The organism is Allobosea sp. P1_A7 (assembly GCF_056406775.1).
Map to the genome: position 1 here is coordinate 1 of NZ_JBFTZN010000331.1, position 6030 is coordinate 6030.

At 66.4% G+C, this 6030-nt stretch carries 5 protein-coding genes; 1 reads left to right on the top strand and 4 read right to left on the bottom strand.

Going from position 1 to position 6030, the window contains the following annotated elements; genetic code table 11:
- Positions 1-2653, top strand: a 2653-nt coding sequence (locus AC1D34_RS33095) for an autotransporter outer membrane beta-barrel domain-containing protein (RefSeq protein ID WP_476826524.1), incomplete at its 5' end; no start/stop codon positions are given.
- Between the two features lie 353 nt (positions 2654-3006).
- Here the strand turns inward: AC1D34_RS33095 and AC1D34_RS33100 are convergent.
- From AC1D34_RS33100 to AC1D34_RS33115, 4 genes are all read right to left on the bottom strand, one after another.
- Complete coding sequence (locus AC1D34_RS33100) at positions 3007-4014, bottom strand: DUF1254 domain-containing protein (protein ID WP_441493596.1); 1008 nt, start codon at positions 4012-4014, stop codon at positions 3007-3009.
- A gap of 84 nt (positions 4015-4098) precedes the next feature.
- Positions 4099-4284 (bottom strand): hypothetical protein, encoded by a 186-nt coding sequence (locus AC1D34_RS33105; RefSeq protein WP_441493594.1) that lies wholly within the window; start codon positions 4282-4284, stop codon positions 4099-4101.
- 368 nt (positions 4285-4652) lie between these two features.
- Entirely contained in the window at positions 4653-4976 is a 324-nt protein-coding gene (locus AC1D34_RS33110; protein ID WP_441493593.1) for a DUF4387 domain-containing protein, read from the bottom strand.
- A 1-nt stretch (position 4977) separates the two neighbouring features.
- A partial coding sequence (locus tag AC1D34_RS33115; protein ID WP_476826525.1) for an acyclic terpene utilization AtuA family protein occupies positions 4978-6030 on the bottom strand: 1053 nt, incomplete at its 5' end.

Sequence of the window (6030 nt, forward strand, 5' to 3'; positions counted from 1 at the left end):
GTTCGGCGCCACGGTGGGTGCGCTGTCGGGAGCGGGCAATGTCGTCATCGGCAGTGGCACCATGCTGAGCATCGGCGCCAAGCCCCTCGCAACTATCTTCTCAGGCCAGATCTCCGGCCCAGGCTCTCTCTCCCTTGACGGGCCCGGCACGCTGTCGCTGACCGGCTCGAGCAACAGCATCGAAGGGCTGCTTCTCCTTTGCGGCTGCTCGAACCCGACACTCGAAATCAATGGCGGGTCGCTGAGCGTCGGCGATCCGGCGGGGGGCTTAGGCAGCATCGCTGTGGCCGGCGGCACCTTGCGGGTCGTCAATGGCGGCAGGCTGCATATGGTCGATCCGTCCGGGCTGCTCGCCATGCAGTCGAACATGGAGGTTTCCGGCCCGAATTCCCTGGTGACCGTGGAAGGTTTCACGGGGATCGGTGGCCCGAGCAACGTCGGCCTTTCGATCAGCGCCGGCGCCGCGATGGAGAGCAGGGCCGAGGCGGCTATCGAAGGCATCGGGGCGTCGACGACCGTCACGGTGACAGGGCCCGGCTCGAGCTGGACGGTCGGCCGCACTCTGTTCGTCGGCGGCTTTTCCTTCGGCGGCACTGGTGCCTTGACCATCTCGGCCGGAGGCACCGTCAACTCCTCCGGGCCGCTCTGGATCGGCTCGGACCCGGATCCGTCGCTCGGATTTGCCCGCGCCAGCGTCAGCGTAACAGGCGCCGGTTCCGTGCTGAACGCGAATGGCGGCCTGCTCGTCGGCTATCCCGGCTGTGGCTGCGGCGATTACACCGGTGCTCTCACTGCGGCTGACGGCGGCACCGTCAATGCCGGCGCAGGCCTGCAGATCGGCCACCTTGGCACGCTCGCGATCGGCGCCGGCGGGCTTGCCGGCACGTTCGTTGCACCGGCGATCGTCAATGACGGCGAGATCCTCGCCAATTTTGTCGATACCGCCACGCTCGCCGCGAACATCTCGGGCACGGGGACGCTGACCAAGCAGGGTTCCGGCYGGCTCATTCTGACGGGGAACAGCAGCTATACCGGGGCGACCGCCGTGCTGTCGGGCCTGCTCACGGTCAACGGCTCGCTGACGGGATCCGCGATTACCCTGGCCGGCGGCACGCTCGGCGGCTCGGGCACGGTCGGGAGCGTCGTTGTCGGCCATGCCGGCACGGTCGCGCCGGGCAATTCGATCGGCACGCTGACCGTCGCCGGCGACATCTCCTTCGCTCCCGGCTCGACCTATCAGCTCGAGGTCAATGCCGCCGGCCAGTCCGACAGGATCGCCGCCACCGGAACCGCGACCGTGTCCGGGGGAACGGTGCAGCTCCTGGCGGAACAAGGCGGGTATGGCGCCTCGACGCGCTACACCATCCTGACCGCGCAGGGCGGGGTCATCGGCCAGTTCGCCGCGGTGACCTCGAACTTCGCCTTCCTGACCCCGAGCCTCGCCTATGGCGCAAATGACGTGGCGCTGACGCTCGATCGCAACGCGATCGCCTTTCCGCAGGTCGCCCTGACCCGCAACCAGGCCGGTGCCGCGGGAGCAGCCGAAGCGCTGGGCGCCGGTCATCGTGTCTACGATGCGCTGCTCACGGCAAGTGTCGCCGACGCCCGCGCCGGCTTCGATGCGCTCTCGGGCGAGATCCATGCCCGGGCGGTCAGCGTCGCGATCGAGGACAGCCACCTCATCCGCGAATCCATCCTCAACCGGCTGCGCTGGCCCTTGGCCGGCGGCACGTCCGGCGGCATGGTCGAGGGCGCCTTCAGCGCCGACGCGCCCGGCAGATCGGCCGGCACGGCTCTGCCGGCGCCGCGCCTCGCCATGGAACGCTTCACGCTTTGGGGCGAGGCGATCGGAGCGCAGGSACGCACGGACGGAGACCGCAACGCGGCTTCGCTCGACCGGCGCGGCGGCGGCATGCTGTTCGGCGCCGAGCTCAACTCGACCTGGAGCGACGCCGGGCACTGGCGCCTCGGCCTTGCCGGCGGCTACACGCRCAGCGATTTCGATGTCGACGGGCGCCGCTCGAGCGGAGAACTGGGCAGCGCCCATGGCGCGCTCTATGGCGGCATGCGTTTCGGGGCGGTCTCKCTGCGGGCCGGCGCGGCCTATGCCTGGAGCGATCTCGACGTGACCCGCCGGGTGACACTGCCCGGGATCTCCGATGTGCTGCACTTCGATGGCCGCAGCGCGACCGCCCAGGCCTTCGCCGAGATCGGCTACGCCCTGCCCTACGGGCCGGTCTCGTTCGAGCCCTTCGCGCAGATCGCAGCCGTCACGGTCCGCACCAGCCGCGACGCCGAGACAGGTGGCCCGACCGCACTGCAGGTGCTCGGCCGTGATCAGCGCCTCGGCTTCTCGACGCTCGGGCTGCGGGCCGAGATGCAGCTCGGCGCGACGCCGCTGCTGGCCCGCGGCATGCTCGGCTGGCGCCATGCCTTTGGCGACACGACGCCCGCAGCCAAGCTCGCCTTCCTCGGCGCAGCAACGCCGTTCCAGACCTTTGCCGCCCCGCTTGCCCGCAACGCCTTGGTGGCCGAGGCCGGCCTCGCCTGGCGCGCCACCGCGACCACCACGCTCGGCGTCAGCTACAGCGCCGCGATCAGCGACAAGGCCCACGATCATGCCCTCAAGGGCAGGATCGACGTCCGGTTCTAGGGCATCGGCCCGAAAGGTGGACTGCCGTTTTCGGGAAAGCCGATGCAATCACAGATGGCTAAAGCATCGCCCCGAAAAGTGGATTGCGGCTTTCGGGGCAAAGCCGATGCAAAGACAAAGGGTTAGATCATCGGACTGGATACGATATCCGGTCCGATGATCTCGATGTGAGCTCTCGATAGGGTGTTCATCCGGTCCGGAGCGAGGACGCCGAGGTTGCGAAGCTTCAGTCTCCGTCCGAGGAGGACCGGAACGGCGGACGACCGCCGTCCCGGTTTCACCATGCGGCCAACGGCTTGAGCGGGTGGAAGGTTACCGCTGCTTGCCGGCCGGACGAACGGGGCCGATGCCGTCTACGATGCAGGCTGCGCCTCCGGCATCGTCCACTTGCCATTCAGGATCTCGGCCCGAGGACGGTAGAGCCGAAGCGTGTAATTCCACCCCTGCGTAATCGGCAGGCAATTCGCGATTTTTCCGTCGCAGCCGCCGAACTGGATGTCGATCGCGCCATCGGCACTCTTCTTGCCGGTGATGCTGTTGACCGAATAGGCGTCGTAATCGTTCTTCTGGAAGAAGCCCTTGTCGTTATAGACGCTGATCGACCAGAACGAGTCGACAGGGACATCCTTGACCTTGAGCTTGTAAACCGTTGTGCCGTCGTTCTTGGCCGGGGTGAACGAGGGGTACGATGCGTCCTTGTCGGGGTTGCCGCCCCAGCCGGCCGCCGTGCCGATCAGGTGCTTGACCGGATCGACCTTGCCCTTCGGGCCGAAGGCGTTGGTGAAGCTGCCGGATGCCGCCGACAGCGCTTCGAGCGCGTCACGGATCTTCTTCTGTTGAGCCAGGTCCCAGTTCGGGGCCTCGAACTTGCCAGCCGACTTCTGCTCAACCTTAAGCGCATCCTGCAGCGCGTGAACCTGCGCGAGGTCCTTGGTGTCGTTGGGGTCGACAAGGATACGGACCGCAACGAACACATAGCGGGTGCCGACCTTGTCCTTGGTCAGCGTCGTGCGGCCGGGCTTGTAGACCACCATCGGGGTGTAATGGTCTTCACTGATGACCTGCATCGAGATGAAGCGCTTCCCGGCTTCGGGAAGGGTGATGGTCACCGGGCCGGCGTCGAGGTCGAAGAGCGCCTGGGAGTAGAGCGTATCCCGGTTCATCCGGACCACGGGCTGCTTGTCGATCGGTGTCGGCGTCCTGCTATGGGCGAATTTGCCGAAGCCGCCGTCAGCGGCCGTTTTTGCCATATAGAAATCGGTCTCGGCGCGCTTGAAGTTGTCGACATTGACCGGAACCGTCTGCGCATACGCCGCGCATGGCGCGAGAACCAGGAAACTCAGGCTGTAGATCGACGTCATTCGCATGGAACGGCACCTCATTGGCGTCTCTGATTCATGTGCTCATCGGGGCATGACCGAATGGGTCCGCGTCCGTGCTGCGGCTTATCGCCAGCCCAGGGGGCGGGGGAAACCCGTGATCCGCCCCGCCAGGACTGCCGCCGCGGCATTTCGTGCATGGGCCGCCTGCCCGTCTTGCCATTTCGCGCCAATCGCGACCGGGTCTTCTTCACCAGTTGCGGCAACGCGCATCTGGTCGCGCCGATCCAGATGATGGCGCAGAAAGTTCATGGCGCCCGTTCGATCACGGCAGCAAACCCCGCGCATCCGGCGCAGGGCTCGCGCCGAGCATGGGGCGCTGATCACAGCGATCAAGGCCGGCGACCGGGTGAAGCTGGTCGAGCTCTGCCGCGCTCCTCTCGGCCCCCGGGCGCGACGCTCATATCGCCGCAGGGGAGCAGCGGTCCCGGYGTCGCCGTCAGGAAGGGCGGCGGCTGGCCCGGGGATGACGGCCCGGGCTTTCGAGGGCGGGCCAGAGCGAGATGGCGGAGACGGCGGACTCGGTCCTGTGCATGAGCGCGACCATCGCCAGGAGGCCTGGCCGTTCCACGAAAGCATCGGCCCGAAAAGTGGATCGCGGTTTTCAAGCGCAGCGTGGTCTAACCTATTGGGACGAGCATGTTCATCAACGGAACGTGCTGCTGACAGCCATACATGTCGCCCTCGCCCGCGGAACCCTGGGCGCGCGGGCGCCTGATCGTGATCTTGATGGCGTTGGCCATGTCGATCTCGAAGAAGGATGAGATGTCCGAGGGGTCAAGACTGTAAGCTTTCGCGACCGTCTCCGGCGTTATCGCGCCGGAATTCCGGATGGTCTCGTAGTTCGCCTTCTCCCTGCACAGGATGTCGAAGGTGATGCGGTAGGGACCGGCATTCTTGCTGCGAACGATGTCGGCGATCTCGCGGAGCGGACGGGCGGCCATGTCACAAATCCTCCAGCGTGACTGGGAAAAGCTCGGTCGGCGAAGCCACCTTCATCAGGTGATAGGCGCTGAACTCGTAGACGGGGCCGACATCGAGGTCGGACGGGGAATAGGGAAAGGCGAGGTTTCCGGAGGGGTTGATGATGCCCTCGTAGTGATGGTGCAGCATGGCTCCGCTGATCTGGTGGCAGGCGGCATGCGCAAGTTCCTGCGAAGCGGCGGTGACCTCGATCACGAGGCCGATTTCCCGCGCTGGCGAATGCTCCCGCTCCAGCTCCTTCATCACGCCGTCGCGGCCATAGACATGGAACTGCACCGAAATAAGATCGGGCGCGAAATAGTCGCGTGCCCGCTCTTCGAGCTGGTCCAGGATGCCGTCGAGCGCCGCGATCGTGGTCGGACAGCGAATACCGGCGATCGCGATCGAGCGAAAGCCGGCGAGTCGCGCGCCCTCCAGCTTGACATAGTAGTCCTCGGTCTCGGTCAGCCTGGCACCGGTGACGCGCACCTGCCTATCGCCGAGCTGCTCGAAGGAGCAACCGGTGAGGTCGATCTCATGCCCCGGGCCGCCTTGCCTGAACGGGTTCTCGCGCTCGTAGAGCGAATGTGCGGAGACGGATTTGACGGAAGCCCGCCGCCTGATGCTGCCGGGCTCCAGCACGAAGCCGTCCTCGTCCACGGTGCCGAGCATCACATCCATGGCGAATGGCTCGGCAGAGAATGCGCCGCATTCAAGAATCTTGCCCATGTGGATGGCCAGGGCCGGATCGGCCCCCTTCCAGATCGGATAGGCGGCGATGACGGAGTCGTCGCAGGCGCGGCCGGCGATGATCACGTTGGCGCCTGCGTCGAGCGCCTCACAGATCGGTTCATGCCCCATCTGCGCGACCAGGGTGACCGTTTCGTCGAGCGCGCCCTGCGTCAGGGGGTAGCCGGCCTCGAAGTCGAGCACCTCGTTCGCCGCCACCGCCTGCTTCGCGCGCTCGATCGGGATATCCGAGCGGATGGTGGCCAGCCTGAGCTGCAGCCCGTTCTCGCTGGCGATCTCGCGGAC

Bases quoted from the DNA above. Each gene is read 5' to 3' on its own strand.
- AC1D34_RS33100 (WP_441493596.1), bottom strand. From the start codon at position 4,014: ATGACGTCGATCTACAGCCTGAGTTTCCTGGTTCTCGCGCCATGCGCG.
- AC1D34_RS33105 (WP_441493594.1), bottom strand. From the start codon at position 4,284: ATGAACTTTCTGCGCCATCATCTGGATCGGCGCGACCAGATGCGCGTT.
- AC1D34_RS33110 (WP_441493593.1), bottom strand. From the start codon at position 4,976: ATGGCCGCCCGTCCGCTCCGCGAGATCGCCGACATCGTTCGCAGCAAG.